This window comes from Pseudomonas sp. NPDC089758 (assembly GCF_044748705.1).
Classification (GTDB): domain Bacteria; phylum Pseudomonadota; class Gammaproteobacteria; order Pseudomonadales; family Pseudomonadaceae; genus Aquipseudomonas; species Aquipseudomonas putida_X.
In genome coordinates this window covers 427,267-441,411 of sequence record NZ_JBIVGN010000001.1, presented here as the reverse complement: position 1 = coordinate 441,411, position 14,145 = coordinate 427,267, and the positions used below count along the sequence as shown (strand labels likewise).

Here is a 14,145-nt window from a genome sequence, read left to right as displayed (position 1 = left end):
AGAGGGAGAGGCTACCGGCCATCACTCTTGTCTGCTGTGAGCTGCAAGCTTCAAGCTGCAAGCTGCAAGTAGAAGCGGATCGCGTCGTGCCGCAGATCGGCTTTTGCTTGGAGCTTGCAGCTTGCGGCTTGGAGCTTTCAGCTCTGGGCTTGGAAGGGGATGCTTTGGACCACTTCCAGCTCATAGCCCGCCAGGCCCGCGTATTTGAGCGGGGGGCCCAGGTGGCGGAGCTTGCCGACGCCCAGGTCCTGGAGAATCTGCGCGCCAGTGCCGACTTCCGAGTACACCTTCGACTGGCCCCGCTGGTACGGACGCAGCGGCTGGGTCAGTTGCGGGATGCGTTCGAGCAGCGCCTGGGATGATTCATGGTTGGCCAGGATCACCACCACCCCGGCACCTTCCTCCGCGACCTTCTCCAGCGCAGCCCACAAGGTCCAGTTCGCCGGCCCGGCATACTCGGCACCGACCAGGTCGCGCAACGGGTCGATGACGTGCACGCGCACCAACGTCGGCTGCTCGCGGCGGATATCGCCCATCACCATGGCCATGTGCACACCACCTTCGATACGGTCTTCATAGGTCACCAGGCGGAAGGTGCCGTGCACGGTCGGCAACTCGCGCTCACCGATGCGCTTGATGGTCTGCTCGGTGCTCAGGCGATAGTGGATCAGGTCAGCGATGGTGCCGATCTTGATGCCGTGCCGGGCGGCGAACACTTCCAGGTCCGGTCGGCGGGCCATGGTGCCGTCATCGTTGAGCACCTCGACGATCACCGAAGCCGGGGCAAAACCGGCCAGGCGTGCCAGGTCGCAACCCGCTTCGGTATGGCCGGCGCGGTTCAGCACACCGCCTTCGCGGGCACGCAATGGGAAGATGTGGCCGGGCTGCACCAGATCCGCCGGGCGGGCATCGGCGGCCATGGCTGCGGCCACGGTGCGCGCCCTGTCAGCCGCAGAAATGCCCGTGGTCACCCCCGTGGCCGCCTCGATGGATACGGTGAAGGCGGTGCTGAACGCGCTGCCGTTGGCCGGTACCATCTGCTCCAGCCCCAAGCGCTGACAATGCTCGTCGGTCAGGGTCAGGCAGATCAGGCCCCGCGCTTCGCGGGCCATGAAGTTGATGGCCTGCGCGTCACAGCGCTCGGCGGCGATCAGCAGGTCGCCCTCGTTCTCCCGATCCTCGTCGTCCACCAGCAGCACCATCTTGCCTTGGCGGTAGTCCTCGAGGAGTTCTTCGATCGTGTTGAAAGCCATGCTGAACGCTCACTGTGAATGGGTGATTATTATGGTATACCATCATACACAAATAGTTTTGCATCAGGAGAGTAGCGGATGAAAGCGTATTGGATTGCCCACGTGGACGTGACCGACCCCGAGCAGTATCAGCAATACACCCAATGTGCGCCCGCCGCCTTTGCCGCATTCGGCGGGCGGTTCCTGGCCCGGGGCGGGCGCAGCGAGGCGATGGAAGGGCGGTCGACGCCCCAGCGGACCGTGGTGATCGAGTTCCAGACCTACGAACAGGCGCTGGCCTGCTATCGATCCGAGCTGTACCAACGAGCGTGCAGCCATCGTCACGGCGTGGCCAAGGCTGAGGTGATCATCGTCGAAGGGTTCGAGCCCTGAGCGCGGGGCGAAATTGCCTGAGCTGTTGTGCTGGGTCATTCCAAGAGGCTGGCTTTTCCCCTATTGTCGAACCTATGTTCCCACGTGATTTGGCAGGCCCATGGAGAAAGTCATTGTCATCACCGGCGCCAGCCGTGGCATCGGCGCCGCCACCGCGCTGCAGGCTGCCCGTGAGGGTTACCGCATCTGCATCAACTACCACGCCGATGACCAGGCCGCGCACGCCATTCTTGCCCAGGTCCGCGCACTCGGCGCCCAGGCCATTTGTGTGCGTGCAGACGCCAGTGTCGAGGACGAGGTGATCCAGCTGTTCCACCGCGTCGATGAAGCGCTCGGCGCCGTCACCGCACTGGTGAACAACGCGGGCACCATCGGCCAGCAGAGCCGTGTCGAAGACATGTCGGAGTTCCGCCTGCTCAAGGTGATGAAAACCAATGTCGTCGGGCCGATGCTTTGTGCCAAGCACGCCTTGCTGCGCATGGCCCGCCGCCACGGTGGCCAAGGTGGGGCCATCGTCAATGTGTCATCAAGGGCTGCACGCCTGGGCTCACCCAACGAGTATGTGGACTACGCCGCGTCCAAAGGCGCCCTCGATACCTTCACCCTTGGCTTGGCCAAGGAAGTGGCAGGTGAGGGTGTGCGGGTCAATGGCGTGCGCCCAGGCTACATTCATACTGACTTCCACGCCCTGTCCGGCGACCCCGACCGTGTCGCCAAGCTGGAACCTGGCTTGCCCATGGGGCGTGGCGGTCGCCCGGAAGAAGTGGCCGAGGCCATTCTCTGGTTGCTGTCGGACAAGGCGTCCTATTCCACTGGCAGCTTTCTCGACCTTGGCGGCGGGCGCTAATCGCTACCGCTCAGCAGTTGCTGCACGCACTCGGCCAGCACGTCCAGCTCGAACGGCTTGCCCAGCACATGAGCGCCTTGGAGTAGCGGGCCGCCTCCCAGCGCCGCACTGTTGTCATAGCCGGTAATGAACAGCACTTTGAGGTCGGGGTGCTGCCGCCGGTAGTGCTCCGCCACATGGCGACCGTTGGGGCCGTCGGGCAGGCCGATGTCGCTTATCAGCAGGTCCGGCCGTTCGCTGTGTTCCAAGTGTGCCAAGGCGCCACGCCCATTCTCGAAGGCGCTGACCCGGTAACCCTGCTCTTGCAGTACCTCGCTGATCACCACGCGCAGGGCTAGCTGGTCTTCCACCAGCACGATGCGCTGCCCGTTGGCACGGTGTTGAGCCAGAGCGCTGGCCTTGGGCGCCTGGGGCTGCGCCGTGGGCTGTTGGTGATGGCGCGGCAGGTACAATTCAACACGTGTGCCCATGCCGGGTTGCGACAGCACGCGTGACTGCCCACCGGACTGGCGCACGAAACCATAGGTCATCGACAGCCCCAGGCCGCTGCCCTTGCCGATGGGTTTGGTGGAGAAAAAAGGGTCGAAGGCACGTGCAATCACTTCCTCGGTCATCCCGCAGCCGTTGTCGACAACGCTAAGGCGCACGTAGTCGCCGCTGGGTAACCCCAAAGGGCGTGCCTGATCATTGTGCAGCGCCACGTTGTCACCATGGATGCTGATGACACCCCCGTCAGGCAGCGCGTCACGTGCATTGATGCACAAGTTGAGCAGGGCGCTTTCCAACTGTGGCGGGTCGATGAAGGTGGGCCATAGTTCAGGAGCGAACCGGCTGTGCAGGGAAATGGAGGGGCCGATCGTTCGGCGTACCAGCTCCTGCATGCCGCCTAGCAGCTCTGCCACCTCCGTAGCGCGTGGTTGCAGGGTTTGTTGGCGCGAGAATGCCAGCAGTCGTTGCACCAGGGATGAGGCGCGTTTGGCCGTGCTGTTGGACATGTCGAGTAAATTGTCCAGCTCGGTATAGCGCTGTTGCTGCAGGCGCAGCTGGATCAGTTCCTGGGTATTGAGGATGCTGCCGAGCAAATTGTTGAAGTCATGTGCGATACCGCCGCTGAGTTGCCCGACGGCCTCCATCTTTTGCGCCTGGCGCAAGGCCTGCTCTGCGTTGGCAAGGCGTTGTTGCGCCTGTACGCGGTCGCTGATGTCGTAGGCGAACAGGTAAGCGCCCACCGGGGCCCCAGCAGCGTCACGCAGGGCATTGAAGCGCAGTTCATAATGGCGCTGTTCTGGTTGCTGGCCGAATGCACCGATCTCGGTGAACTGCTCGCCCTGCAGTGCGCGTCGCCATAAGGGCAGGATCGTCTCGCGATCTGCGGCATTGTCACCCATCAGCGACGGCATGTAGGCGCCGACTACCGGTGTATGGCCGTACAGGAACCGAAAGTCTTCCCTGGCCTTGCGATTGACGGCCAGCCAGTGCATACCGTTGTCGAGCACGTGCACGTTGGCTGCGCTCTGGTCGATAAGCTCTGCGAACAGGCTGCGCTGCGCCATGGCTTCGCTTGCCCGTTGCTCCAGGTGAGCGTTGAGCTGGGCAAGGGCCTGCTCGGTATTGCACCGCTCGGTCACATCCTTGAACAGAACCGCAACCTGCCGGCGCTCCGGCGGCTCGATACGAAAAGAGCTTACTGACAGAACGCGGCCGCTGGCTCGTAGTTCCTGTTCGAATTGCTGGGGGGCACCGGTGTGCAGCACGGGACCGTAACGGGCAACCCACGCGTCGGCTTCATCAGGCAATATGTCGCGCATTTTCTGGCCGGTCGCGTCCGCGATGCCGGCGTGCTTGGTATAGGCGGGGTTGACGAGCACGTGCACGAAATCACTCAGCGGGCCATGGGGGCCGTCAATGAATTCGATGATGCAGAAGCCTTCGTCCATGGTATTGAACAGAAAGCGGTAAACATCCAGGCCTAGCGGCGAATGCTGCTGCAGTTCGGCTTCCAGCTGCGTGATACGTTGGCGCAAGGTGGCGATTTCTTCGCGCAGGGCAAGCATCTCGTTCACAGGCATGGCAGCGTCCGGCAGCAGTGCGTGATGAAGACTTTAACGCTGCGGCTGTGCTACGCCTACTCGTAATTTTGCCAGGTTACGCCCGAATGCCCATTTTGCTGTCAGAACGAGCGGATGATGCGGCCTAGGGTTGCCATGGCCCGCTCGGCGGTGTCGCTCCACGGGGTGCCGTAGTTCAGGCGGATGCAGTTGCCAAAGCGGCGGGTGGGCGAAAATATAGGCCCCGGCGCGATGCTGATGCCTTGGGCCAGGGCCATGTGGAACAGCTTCAGCGCGTCTATCCGTTCGGGCAGTTCCAGCCACAGGAAGTAGCCGCCAGAAGGCTGGCTGACTCGCGTCTGCGCCGGAAAATAGCGCGAGATGGCGGCGAGCATGTTGGCTTGCTGGCCTTCCAGGGCATAGCGCAGTTTGCGCAAGTGGCGGTCATACCCACCGTGTTCCAGGTAGTCGGCAATGGCCGCCTGGGCCGGCATCGAGGCGCACAGTGAGGTCATCAGCTTGAGCCGTTCGATCTTCTGGGCAAAGCGCCCTGCGGCTACCCAGCCGATCCGGTAACCGGGCGCCAGGCTCTTGGCGAATGAGCCGCAGTGCATGACCAGGCCTTGAGTGTCGAAGGCCTTGGCAGGCTTGGGCGCCTGTTGCGAGTAATACAGCTCGGCGTAGACATCGTCCTCGATCAGCGGCACCTGATGGCGCTGCAGCAATGTTACCAATGCCTGTTTCTTCGCCTCGGGCATGCTCGCGCCCACCGGGTTCTGGAAGTTGGTCATGCACCACACGGCTTTGACCGGGTGCTTTTCCAAAGTCTGGGCGAGGGCGGCCAGGTCCATGCCCTCGCGTGGCTGCACGGGTATTTCCACTGCCTTGAGCTTGAGCCGTTCCAGCACCTGTAGGCAGGCGTAGAAGGCCGGTGCCTCGACCGCCACCAGGTCACCCGGCTCGGTGACCGCCTGCAGGCACAGGTTCAGTGCTTCCAGCGCGCCGTTGGTGATCAGTAACTCCTCCATGGGCAGCATCATCCCGCCAACCATGTAGCGCAGGGCGATCTGCCGGCGCAGTTGCGGGTTGCCCGGTGACAGGTCGGTGACCACCATGCGTGGGTCCATGGCCCGGCTGGCGCTGGCCAGCGAGCGCGACAGGCGCTGCAGCGGGAACAGTTCCGGGCTGGGGAACGCTGAGCCGAACGGCACGGTGTTCGGGTCCTTGATCGATTCGAGTATCGAGAACACCAGGGCGCTGACATCCACGTCAGTCGATTCGCTCAGCGGCTCCAGTGGCTGTGGCTCGCAGAAGTGACGCGGTGCATGGGCAGTGACGAAATACCCTGACCGCGGCCGAGCGCGGATCAGCCCGCGGCGTTCGAGCAGGTAGTAGGCCTGGAACACGGTCGACGGGCTGACGCCATGTGTCTGGCTGGCGTAGCGCACCGATGGCACGCGCTGGCCGGGGCCGAGCACGCCAGAGCGGATCAGTTCGGCAATGTCATCGGCGAATCGTTCGTAGCGTTTCATGAAGGCTCGGCAGCAGGGTCAACAGGCAAGTCACCCCCACTATGGGCCCGAAGCGGTTTTCAGTACAGGCTCAGGCCATGCACCAAAAACCGGATCAGTTGCTGGTCAGTGCTTCAGCCGCTCTAGATTACCGAGCCAGGAACGCTCGCCTTCAAATGCTTTCGGCTGTCCACGGCGCCGGCTACGGTCAGCGCGTCGGCTTCGGCTTCGGTGATCGGCACGCGCTGGCCTGCCAACAGTGCCACGGACATGCGCAACTGTTCATCGGTGATGATCTCAATGTCCGGGCCATCACCTTCGATCCGCAGGTCTTCGCCTATGAGGGTGCAGCGGCGGGTGCTTTCTTCGATTTCGACGGGCATGGGCTAGTCCTCCGGGTTGCAGTTACAGCTGTGACCGCAGGCACTCAACGGTTGCTGCATCAAACCGCCGGGCGGGGCACTTTGTGGGGGCGGCGGCGGTCCACCCTCAAAGAGCCCTGCCGTACGCGGCTCTGAAGGCTGCGCTGTGAGCGCGAACTCAGCCGCGAAACGGCGCCAGGGCCGGCCACTAGCATGACCGCGAGAAATTTTTCATGGACGTGATCTGGCAAACCATACAAGCCGAATTCGCCGATATCACGCAAGTGCGTGAAGTCACCCGTATCATCCTGCGCCTGTTGATGGCCGCCAGTCTGGGGGCCATTCTGGGCTTCGAGCGTGAGCACAAAGGCAAGTCCGCTGGGGTGCGTACACATATGTTGGTGTCGATGGGCGCCGCGTTATTCGTGCTGGCGCCAAGCATGGCCGGTGCCGACGAGCAGGCCTTGAGCCGGGTGATCCAGGGTATCGTCGCCGGTATCGGGTTTCTCGGTGCAGGCACCATCCTCAAAGGTAATGGTCGCGACACCAGCCACGTCAAAGGCCTGACCACGGCCGCCGGCCTGTGGATGACGGCCGCCATCGGTACCGCTGCAGGCATGGGGCGTGAAGCGACGGCGCTGATCAGCACAGTGCTTTCACTGCTGGTACTGGCCACGATGCCGATAATGGTGGAGAAGGTGGAGGGGCAGGACGAGGAGAAGCAGCAGGAGGAGGATGTCAGGAAGCACTGAGGGGAGCCGAAGCTCCCCTCAAAGCGTTGTTGCCTGCTCTTTTCTTATTATTGAAGGCCGACCTTTTATTGTTTTTGTAGGCTTGCCTTGGTGCTGCGAGTGACCCCCAACCGGGGTCAAGAGCAAACGTATTTTTTTGAGCGCTGACCTGCTTTCATCCTGAGGATCCGATGCTGGCTGCCGCTACCTTGAGGTAGTTTTATTGTTCTGTGCCAGGCCGCGGGGCGAACCCCTGAAAAGCGTGTCTACTCCAAAAAAATCTGCTTGCTGCGCCTCTGCCGTGTTGTTCTTGTTATGTCAGAGCCGGTACATGTTGTTTTTATTGGGTGTCGCATTTTTTATTGTTGTTGTACGAAAGATATAGCAGGCGCCGTGCCAACTTTTGAAAAGCTTTGTAAATCAATGGGTTGAGTTGAATCGCCCAATTCGGGTGGCGTGAAATTCTGTCGAATTGTTTCCCTGTTACCCGATTTTTTGCTGAGGCCTGTGGGGGCGGTAACACTCACCCACACATTTGTGACGACCGTGTGAATCATTGTGCGCTGCGTGCTCGCGCCACACGTGAGCCATTGGCCCGGCCCAGCACCTCGCTGATCCGCTGCCCCGCAGCGATCAAGCGGTCCAGGTCAATGCCGGTTTCAATCCCCAGCCCCTCTAGCAGGTAAATCACGTCCTCGCTGGCGATATTGCCCGTGGCACCTTTGGCATAGGGGCAACCCCCAAGGCCCGCCACCGAGCTGTCGAACACACTGATACCTTCAAGCAGGCTGGCATACACGTTGGCCAGGGCCTGGCCGTAGGTATCGTGGAAGTGGCCGGCCAGTTGCTCACGCGGCACGTGCGCCGAGACGACTTCGAACAGTTTGCGGGTATCACCTGCGGTGCCAGTGCCGAGGGTGTCACCCAGGGACACTTCGTAGCAGCCCATCTCATGCAGGGCCTTGGCCACGGGGGCGACCTGTTCGGCACTGACTTTGCCTTCATACGGGCAGCCGAGCACGCAGGAAACGTAACCGCGCACCCGCACACCGTGGCTGCGCGCTGCCAGCATGATCGGCTCGAAACGTTTGAGGCTTTCGCTGATCGAGCAATTGATGTTGCGCTGGGAAAACGCCTCGGAGGCAGCGGCGAACACCGCCACTTCCTTCACCCCGGCCGCCAGGGCGTCCTCGAAACCCCGCAAGTTGGGCGCCAGCGCCGCATAGGTAACCCCCTCGCGTTGCTTGATGGCGGCGAACACATCGGCGGAGCCGGCCATCTGCGGCACCCACTTGGGCGAGACGAAACTGCCGACCTCAATGTAGGCCAGCCCGGCGTCGGTAAGGTCGTCGACCAGGCGCACCTTGTCAGCAACGCTGATGGGCTGGGCTTCGTTCTGCAGGCCGTCGCGGGGGCCGACTTCGACCAAGCGGACTTTTTCGGGCAAAGGCATGGTGGGGTTCCTGTGGCGGGTCAACGGTTGTCGTTATTGTTCAGGGTTGCGGCCAAGGCCTGTTCGCAACGTTCCTGGGCAGTGTCCAGCTCCAGTTGCATCTGGTGAATATCCAGCATCTGTTGTTCAAGCTGGGCGCGGCGCTCGGTGATCTTGGCCAGCATGCTGTTGAGTTGCTTGAGGTTGCCGCTGCTGGGGTCGTAGAGCTCGATCAGTTCACGGCATTCGGCCAGCGAAAAACCGATACGCTTGCCACGCAGGATCAGCTTCAGGCTGACTTTGTCGCGTGCCGAATAGATGCGCTCCAGGCCACGGCGCTCCGGGCTGAGCAGGCCCTGTTCCTCATAGAAGCGGATGGCGCGGGTAGTGATGTCCAGCTCGCGGGACAGGTCGGAGATGCTGTAGGTCTGGGTGCTCATGCGTGGGCTCGGCGTGGAGTATGACGGTATCCTGAATGCAGGTTGACGTAAACGTCAAGCAGGGTGTTGCGCATGCGTCGCTCTTGGCCGTCCAGTAGAGGCATTTGCAGTCAATCTGGCTGGACCGAGCGACGGTAACCATTGGGTGTCTGCCCACTCAAGCGCTTGAAGAACCGCGCAAAGTAGGTCGGGTCACTGAACCCCAGGCTGTCCGACAACTGCCCGATGCTCATCCGCGTATAGATCAGGTTGCGCTGTGCCTCCAGCAGCAGCCGCTGGTGCACCAGTTGCAGTGCGGTCTGCCCGCTCAAGGCCCGGCACAGTTGGTTGAGCTGCAGGCTCGGGATCTTCAACCGCGCGGCGAAGTCCTCCACTGAAAGGTGCTCACGGTAGTGCGCTTCGACCAGGCGCAGGTATTGCCCCAGCAACTGACGGTCACGTTCGTCTCGGTTGCGGGGCGCCTGGCCCAATTGCTGGCGACGGCTGATCCACACCATCAGCGCGGTCACCAGGGCTTCGAGCATGGGCGCGCGTGCCGGGGCATGGCCCTGGTACTCCTGCTGCAGTGTGTCGATCAGGCCGCGCAGGCGCACGCGGTCCTTGCCCAGCGGGTAACAGGCAGGCTTGGCCAGCACCCCCAGCGGTGCGCCCAGGCGCTGCTCAAGGTTGGCTACCAGCGCGGTGCCGAAGGTCAGTACATGCCCCTGGATATCGGCACTGAAGCGAAACCCGTGCACGGTCAGCGGTGGTACCACCTGGATTGCCGCTTCGCTGATGGCACTGCGCACGCCCTCGATCTCTACCTGCGCCTGGCCACGTTGCACATACAGCAACTGAAACAGCTCGGCGTGCTGGTGCGGTTTGATTTCCCAATGGTGCAGGCGGCTGCGGGCCGGGATCGACTCGCAATGCAGCAGGTCCGTGCCGGGCCATGCCTGGTTTTCGCCATACAGCTGAAACAGTGGGACGCCGGGGAGTGACGATTTCATCAAGAACTGACCTGTCCGTTAATCGAACGCTTTTTACAAAAGTGCAGTTTTCCCATCGGATAGCACAGCTAATCCGCCTGCGCAGCCCGTAAAAATGCAAGTAGAAATCTAATAACACGAGAGAACAACAATGAAAACTCAGGTTGCAATCATCGGTGCAGGTCCGTCTGGCCTACTGCTGGGTCAACTGCTGTACAAGGCTGGGATCGACACAGTCATTCTTGAACGACAGACACCAGACTATGTACTTGGCCGCATCCGGGCCGGCGTGCTCGAGCAAGGGACTGTCGACCTGCTGCGTGAGGCAGGTGTTGCCGAGCGCATGGACCGTGAAGGCTTGGTGCACGAGGGTGTCGAGTTGCTTGTCGGTGGCCGCCGGCAACGGCTGGACCTCAAGGGCCTGACCGGAGGCAAGACGGTCATGGTCTATGGCCAGACCGAGGTGACGCGGGACCTGATGCAGGCGCGCGAGGCCAGTGGTGCGCCGATCATCTATTCGGCCAGCAATGTGCGGCCCCACGAACTCAAGGGCGAACGGCCCTACGTTACCTACGAGAAGGACGACCAGACCCACCGCCTGGACTGCGATTACATCGCTGGCTGCGACGGCTTCCACGGTGTGTCGCGCCAAAGCATCCCCGAAGGTGTGCTCAAGCACTATGAGTGCGTGTATCCGTTCGGTTGGCTGGGGATGCTGTCCGATACGCCGCCCGTGAACCACGAATTGATCTACGCCCATCACGCGCGTGGTTTTTCGCTGTGCAGTCAGCGTTCGCAGACCCGCAGCCGCTACTACCTGCAAGTGCCGCTGGATGAACGCGTGGAGGACTGGTCCGACGAGCGTTTCTGGACCGAACTCAAGGCCCGCTTGCCCGAGGACGTGGCAGAGCGCCTGGTTACCGGCCCGGCGCTGGAAAAGAGCATTGCGCCCTTGCGCAGCCTGGTGGTCGAGCCGATGCAGTACGGGCACCTGTTCCTGGTCGGTGACGCGGCCCATATCGTCCCGCCCACCGGGGCCAAGGGCCTCAACCTGGCGGCTTCGGACGTGAATTATCTGTACCGTATCCTGGTCAAGGTCTATCGCGAAGGGCGTACCGACCTGCTGCAGCAGTACTCGCCCTTGGCCCTGCGCCGCGTGTGGAAAGGCGAGCGCTTCAGCTGGTTCATGACCCAGTTGCTGCATGACTTTGGTGAACATAAGGATGCGTGGGAGCAGAAGATGCAGGAGGCGGACCGTGAGTACTTCCTGTCTTCGCCTGCGGGGCTGGTGAACATTGCCGAGAACTACGTGGGGTTGCCGTTCGAAGAGGTGGTGTAGGGGCTTGCGAGCAAACAAGAGGGCTGCAGACCAATGGCCGTCAGTTAGCGTGATCAGGGCTGCTGCGCAGCCCATCGCCGGCAAGCCGGCTCCTACAGGTACTGCGCTGCGGTTGAAGCCAGTGCAAAGCCTGGGCTGCCCCCCAAGGCTGGATCAGTATCCAGCTTGCGGGGGCAGTCCATACAAGCCGGCTTGCCGGCGATGGGCCTGGGTAATTGCGAAGATCAATGCGCCTGTGCGTGACGGCGCGCCCGATTGATCGGCTGCTGCTTGGCCGGAACCTGCGGTGGCAGGTGGTGGTGCTGTGCATGACGCCGCACGATGCGTAGTACACCCCAGAGCATGGCGGCAGCGACGCTAAGCCACATACCTACCAGCATGAGGATTGCCATGGTCAGGCTCATGTCTACCTCCTTCTCTTGGGTCAGCTTTCGGCTCACCCTCCAGATATTGCTTTAGTCTAGCTCCCGCCGCGTGACGTTCCATCTATCGAAGGTCTATTGCTTGGTTCGTTTGGTTCCAAGCCCGCAGCGGGCTATACCCGCGTCGACTGGCATCCTATGATCGTCGGCCAAGGCCGGGCGTTGGCAGCCTGGCGTCAGAACAAGCGAGTGTCCATGGTGCAAATTTCCTTCAAGTCCCGGTTTTTCGAGCCGCGCCGCCTGGTAGTGGCCTGCCTGCTGGCCGCCAGCCTCTCAGGTTGTGCCGGCACGCCACCCACCGCCGTCAAGGGCGTTGCGCAGCGGGTCGAGATCAGCAGCGTGCCGTTCTACCGAGGCAACGCCAACCACAGTGGGGCCATGGCGCTGGCGGCGTTGCTCTCGCAGCAGGGCGCGCCGATCACCCCGGGGCTGCTGGACAAGCCGCTGAACCTGCCCCAGGGCGCCGAGTCACTGGGCACCGGCATCCCCCGCGTGGCGCGCGATTACGGCAGGGTCGTGTACCCGCTGGACAAACAGCTGGACGCTCTGTTGACCCAAGTGGCTGCAGGCAACCCGGTGCTGGTGCGTTTTCAGGAAGGTTCGGCGTGGTGGAGCGAGCCGCGCTATGCGGTGCTGATCGGCTTTGACCGTTACAAGCAGCGGGTGCTGCTGCGTGCGGGGATGCACCGGCGGCAGATGATGGCCTTCGACGATTTCAAGTCGGCGTGGGCGCAAGAGGGGAGCTGGGCGATACTGGTTCAGCCGCCGCGGCAACTGCCGGCCCAGGTGGACCGGCAGCGCTGGCTGCAGGCTGCCGATGAACTGGCCCGCGCGGGCCAGGAACTGGCGGCGAAGCAGGCCGTGGCCAGCCTGCAAAGGTAAGCCACCAACCCTGGCCTGATCCTCGCTAAGCCGGCGATCAGGCCAGTGATGGCAGCAGCATCAGAAGCCCAGGCGGTCGCGCAGGCTGTAGTACCAGGCTCCCAGGGCGCTGAACGGTACGCGCAGCATCTGGCCACCCGGGAACGGGTAGTGCGGCAGGCCGGCGAACGCGTCGAAGCGCTCGGCCTGGCCACGCAGTGCCTCGGCCAGCACCTTGCCCGCCAGGTGGGTGTAGGTGACGCCGTGGCCCGAGCAACCCTGCGAGTAATAGATGTTGTCGCCGATACGGCCAACCTGTGGCAGACGCGACAGGGTCAGCAGGAAGTTGCCGGTCCAGGCGTAGTCGATCTTGACGTTCTTGAGCTGCGGGAAGGCCTTGAGCATCTTCGGCCGGATGATCGCTTCGATGTTGGCCGGGTCGCGTGCACCGTAGACCACGCCACCGCCGAAGATCAGGCGCTTGTCGCTGGTCAGGCGGTAGTAGTCGAGCAGGTAGTTGCAGTCCTCGACGCAGTAGTCTTGCGGCAGCAGGGTGCGGGCCAGTTCCTCGCCCAAGGGCTCGGTGGTGATCACCTGAGTACCGCAAGGCATTGATTTGGCCGCCAGTTCTGGCACCAGGTTGCCCAGGTAAGCGTTGCCGGCGACGATGATGAACTTGGCGCGCACTTTGCCCTGTGGGGTGTGCACGACCGGGTTGGCGCCACGCTCGATACGGATGGCCGGGGTCTGCTCATAGATGATGCCGCCCAGTGACTCGACGGCGGCAGCTTCGCCCAAGGCCAGGTTCAGCGGGTGGATGTGGCCGCCGCTCATGTCCAGCATGCCGCCGATATAGCTGTCGCAGGCGACCACTTCACGGATGCGCTTCTGGTCCATCAGCTCCAGCTGATTATGGCCAAAGCGTTCCCACAGGCGCTTTTGCGATTCCAGGTGGCCCATCTGTTTGGACGTCAGCGCAGCGAACACGCCACCGTCCTTCAGGTCGCACTGGATGTTGTACTTGGCTACGCGTTCACGGATGATGCGCCCGCCTTCGAAGGCCATGTGGCCCAGCAGTTGCGCCTGCTTGGGGCCGACCGTGCGCTCGATGACGTCAATGTCACGGCTGTAGCTGTTGACGATCTGGCCGCCGTTACGGCCCGACGCACCGAAGCCGACCTTCGCCGCTTCGACGATGCTCACCTTGAAGCCGTTCTCCAGCAGGAACAGGGCGCTGGACAGGCCGGTATAGCCTGCACCGATGATGCACACATCGGTTTCCACCTCACCCTGCAGCGCCGGACGTGGCGGCACCGGGTTGGCCGAGGCGGCGTAGTAGGACTGGGGGTAGGGGGTATTGGCCATGCTCGAGAAACCTCGTGTTTTATATTTTTAACGAATGTACCGATGCTATCAATAATAATAAACACCCGCTAGTCGTCCGTTGAAAATCCTTTACTGCTCCTTGGCCGGCGCTTCTCTATAAAGAGGTTAAGATTCAGTAGGTTAGCGCAAAAAAAAGTGTTGACAGCGGTTTTGGAATGCGTAGAATGCGCACC

14 protein-coding genes are annotated in these 14,145 nt (G+C 62.2%); 5 read left to right on the top strand and 9 right to left on the bottom strand.

Annotation, left to right across the window (positions count from 1 at the left end; translation table 11 throughout):
• Window positions 1-137 precede the first annotated feature (137 nt).
• Window positions 138-1,253 (bottom strand): bifunctional 3,4-dihydroxy-2-butanone-4-phosphate synthase/GTP cyclohydrolase II, encoded by a 1,116-nt coding sequence (gene ribBA, locus ACIPZH_RS02130; protein ID WP_400634894.1) that lies wholly within the window; start codon window positions 1,251-1,253, stop codon window positions 138-140.
• A 78-nt stretch (window positions 1,254-1,331) separates the two neighbouring features.
• Between ribBA and ACIPZH_RS02125 the strand changes: the two genes are divergently transcribed.
• The gene (locus ACIPZH_RS02125; protein ID WP_400634892.1) at window positions 1,332-1,625 is read left to right on the top strand and encodes a DUF1330 domain-containing protein; all 294 of its coding nucleotides are present in this window, start codon (window positions 1,332-1,334) and stop codon (window positions 1,623-1,625) included.
• Window positions 1,626-1,725: 100 nt separating this feature from the next.
• On the top strand, window positions 1,726-2,472 hold the full coding sequence (locus tag ACIPZH_RS02120) for an SDR family oxidoreductase (RefSeq protein ID WP_241806505.1): 747 nt from the start codon (window positions 1,726-1,728) through the stop codon (window positions 2,470-2,472).
• Here the strand turns inward: ACIPZH_RS02120 and ACIPZH_RS02115 are convergent.
• The 3 genes from ACIPZH_RS02115 to ACIPZH_RS02105 form a co-directional block, all read right to left on the bottom strand.
• A complete protein-coding gene (locus tag ACIPZH_RS02115; RefSeq protein ID WP_400634890.1) occupies window positions 2,469-4,541 on the bottom strand; it encodes a PAS domain-containing protein in 2,073 nt (690 codons plus the stop codon). The two genes, ACIPZH_RS02120 and ACIPZH_RS02115, sit on opposite strands and share 4 nt — an antisense overlap.
• Before the next feature lie 101 nt (window positions 4,542-4,642).
• Entirely contained in the window at window positions 4,643-6,052 is a 1,410-nt protein-coding gene (gene mapR, locus ACIPZH_RS02110) for a GntR family transcriptional regulator MpaR (protein ID WP_349974456.1), read from the bottom strand.
• A 122-nt stretch (window positions 6,053-6,174) separates the two neighbouring features.
• The gene (locus ACIPZH_RS02105; RefSeq protein ID WP_241806502.1) at window positions 6,175-6,414 is read right to left on the bottom strand and encodes a DUF3203 family protein; all 240 of its coding nucleotides are present in this window, start codon (window positions 6,412-6,414) and stop codon (window positions 6,175-6,177) included.
• 212 nt (window positions 6,415-6,626) lie between these two features.
• Here ACIPZH_RS02105 and ACIPZH_RS02100 point away from each other — a divergent pair, with 212 nt between their 5' ends.
• Window positions 6,627-7,145: an MgtC/SapB family protein gene (locus ACIPZH_RS02100; protein ID WP_241806501.1), complete on the top strand. Its 519-nt coding sequence runs from the start codon at window positions 6,627-6,629 to the stop codon at window positions 7,143-7,145.
• Window positions 7,146-7,677: 532 nt separating this feature from the next.
• Here ACIPZH_RS02100 and ACIPZH_RS02095 read toward each other — a convergent pair.
• The 3 genes from ACIPZH_RS02095 to ACIPZH_RS02085 form a co-directional block, all read right to left on the bottom strand.
• Window positions 7,678-8,577 carry a hydroxymethylglutaryl-CoA lyase gene (locus ACIPZH_RS02095; RefSeq protein ID WP_400634888.1) on the bottom strand — a complete coding sequence of 300 codons (900 nt, stop codon included), beginning with the start codon at window positions 8,575-8,577 and terminating at the stop codon, window positions 7,678-7,680.
• A gap of 20 nt (window positions 8,578-8,597) precedes the next feature.
• Window positions 8,598-8,996, bottom strand: coding sequence for a MerR family DNA-binding transcriptional regulator (locus ACIPZH_RS02090; protein WP_012313840.1), 399 nt, complete (start codon window positions 8,994-8,996; stop codon window positions 8,598-8,600).
• A gap of 110 nt (window positions 8,997-9,106) precedes the next feature.
• Window positions 9,107-9,985 (bottom strand): helix-turn-helix domain-containing protein, encoded by an 879-nt coding sequence (locus ACIPZH_RS02085; RefSeq protein ID WP_400634886.1) that lies wholly within the window; start codon window positions 9,983-9,985, stop codon window positions 9,107-9,109.
• A gap of 130 nt (window positions 9,986-10,115) precedes the next feature.
• Here ACIPZH_RS02085 and pobA point away from each other — a divergent pair, with 130 nt between their 5' ends.
• A complete protein-coding gene (gene pobA, locus ACIPZH_RS02080; RefSeq protein WP_400634884.1) occupies window positions 10,116-11,303 on the top strand; it encodes a 4-hydroxybenzoate 3-monooxygenase in 1,188 nt (395 codons plus the stop codon).
• A 224-nt stretch (window positions 11,304-11,527) separates the two neighbouring features.
• On the opposite strand, the gene ACIPZH_RS02075 is transcribed toward pobA, so the two are convergent.
• On the bottom strand, window positions 11,528-11,707 hold the full coding sequence (locus tag ACIPZH_RS02075) for a hypothetical protein (protein ID WP_241806497.1): 180 nt from the start codon (window positions 11,705-11,707) through the stop codon (window positions 11,528-11,530).
• Window positions 11,708-11,863: 156 nt separating this feature from the next.
• Between ACIPZH_RS02075 and ACIPZH_RS02070 the strand changes: the two genes are divergently transcribed.
• Window positions 11,864-12,607 (top strand): peptidase C39 family protein, encoded by a 744-nt coding sequence (locus tag ACIPZH_RS02070; RefSeq protein WP_400635005.1) that lies wholly within the window; start codon window positions 11,864-11,866, stop codon window positions 12,605-12,607.
• A gap of 60 nt (window positions 12,608-12,667) precedes the next feature.
• Here ACIPZH_RS02070 and ACIPZH_RS02065 read toward each other — a convergent pair whose 3' ends face one another.
• Entirely contained in the window at window positions 12,668-13,951 is a 1,284-nt protein-coding gene (locus ACIPZH_RS02065) for an FAD-binding oxidoreductase (RefSeq protein ID WP_012313845.1), read from the bottom strand.
• Window positions 13,952-14,145 lie beyond the last annotated feature (194 nt).

What these genes read in the sequence shown, in the direction of transcription:
- ribBA (WP_400634894.1), bottom strand. Translation starts at nt 1,253, where the DNA reads ATGGCTTTCAACACGATCGAAGAACTCCTCGAGGACTACCGCCAAGGC.
- ACIPZH_RS02125 (WP_400634892.1), top strand. Translation starts at nt 1,332, where the DNA reads ATGAAAGCGTATTGGATTGCCCACGTGGACGTGACCGACCCCGAGCAG.
- ACIPZH_RS02120 (WP_241806505.1), top strand. Translation starts at nt 1,726, where the DNA reads ATGGAGAAAGTCATTGTCATCACCGGCGCCAGCCGTGGCATCGGCGCC.
- ACIPZH_RS02115 (WP_400634890.1), bottom strand. Translation starts at nt 4,541, where the DNA reads ATGCCTGTGAACGAGATGCTTGCCCTGCGCGAAGAAATCGCCACCTTG.
- mapR (WP_349974456.1), bottom strand. Translation starts at nt 6,052, where the DNA reads ATGAAACGCTACGAACGATTCGCCGATGACATTGCCGAACTGATCCGC.
- ACIPZH_RS02105 (WP_241806502.1), bottom strand. Translation starts at nt 6,414, where the DNA reads ATGCCCGTCGAAATCGAAGAAAGCACCCGCCGCTGCACCCTCATAGGC.
- ACIPZH_RS02100 (WP_241806501.1), top strand. Translation starts at nt 6,627, where the DNA reads ATGGACGTGATCTGGCAAACCATACAAGCCGAATTCGCCGATATCACG.
- ACIPZH_RS02095 (WP_400634888.1), bottom strand. Translation starts at nt 8,577, where the DNA reads ATGCCTTTGCCCGAAAAAGTCCGCTTGGTCGAAGTCGGCCCCCGCGAC.
- ACIPZH_RS02090 (WP_012313840.1), bottom strand. Translation starts at nt 8,996, where the DNA reads ATGAGCACCCAGACCTACAGCATCTCCGACCTGTCCCGCGAGCTGGAC.
- ACIPZH_RS02085 (WP_400634886.1), bottom strand. Translation starts at nt 9,985, where the DNA reads ATGAAATCGTCACTCCCCGGCGTCCCACTGTTTCAGCTGTATGGCGAA.
- pobA (WP_400634884.1), top strand. Translation starts at nt 10,116, where the DNA reads ATGAAAACTCAGGTTGCAATCATCGGTGCAGGTCCGTCTGGCCTACTG.
- ACIPZH_RS02075 (WP_241806497.1), bottom strand. Translation starts at nt 11,707, where the DNA reads ATGAGCCTGACCATGGCAATCCTCATGCTGGTAGGTATGTGGCTTAGC.
- ACIPZH_RS02070 (WP_400635005.1), top strand. Translation starts at nt 11,864, where the DNA reads ATGATCGTCGGCCAAGGCCGGGCGTTGGCAGCCTGGCGTCAGAACAAG.
- ACIPZH_RS02065 (WP_012313845.1), bottom strand. Translation starts at nt 13,951, where the DNA reads ATGGCCAATACCCCCTACCCCCAGTCCTACTACGCCGCCTCGGCCAAC.